This window comes from Anoxynatronum sibiricum, assembly GCF_039414295.1.
GTDB classification, from domain to species: Bacteria; Bacillota; Clostridia; order Peptostreptococcales; family Tindalliaceae; genus Anoxynatronum; species Anoxynatronum sibiricum.
Genome location: NZ_JBCITM010000062.1, coordinates 1 through 482 on the forward strand (window position 1 = coordinate 1; position 482 = coordinate 482).

At 55.4% G+C, this 482-nt stretch carries 1 protein-coding gene; it reads left to right on the plus strand.

Going from position 1 to position 482, the window contains the following annotated elements; genetic code table 11:
• Nucleotides 1–482 (plus strand): EF-Tu C-terminal domain-related protein (locus AAIG11_RS17945; protein WP_343187558.1); only part of this gene is annotated, 482 nt, incomplete at both ends.

Sequence of the window (482 nt, forward strand, 5' to 3'; positions counted from 1 at the left end):
ACCGTTAAAGTGCAGGAAGAAGTGCAACTGGTAGGCCTCTCAGAAGAGCCCCGCAAACTGGTGGTAACCGGCGTTGAAATGTTCCGCAAACTGTTGGATTTCGCCCAGGCGGGCGACAACATCGGCCTGCTGCTTCGCGGCATCCAGCGAACAGAAATTGAGCGTGGACAGGTATTGGCCAAGACCGGCAGCATCCACCCCCACACCAAGTTCAAAGCAGAAGTCTACGTACTGAAAAAAGAAGAAGGCGGCCGACACACCCCCTTCTTTGACGGCTACCGTCCCCAGTTCTACTTCAGAACCACCGACGTTACCGGAAGCATCAAATTGCCGGATGGCGTAGAGATGGTCATGCCTGGTGACAACATCACCATGGACATCGAACTGATCAGCCCCATCGCCACCGAAGAAGGCCTGCGATTTGCCATTCGCGAAGGCGGCCGAACAGTAGGTGCCGGTGTTGTCGCTCAGATCATCGAGTA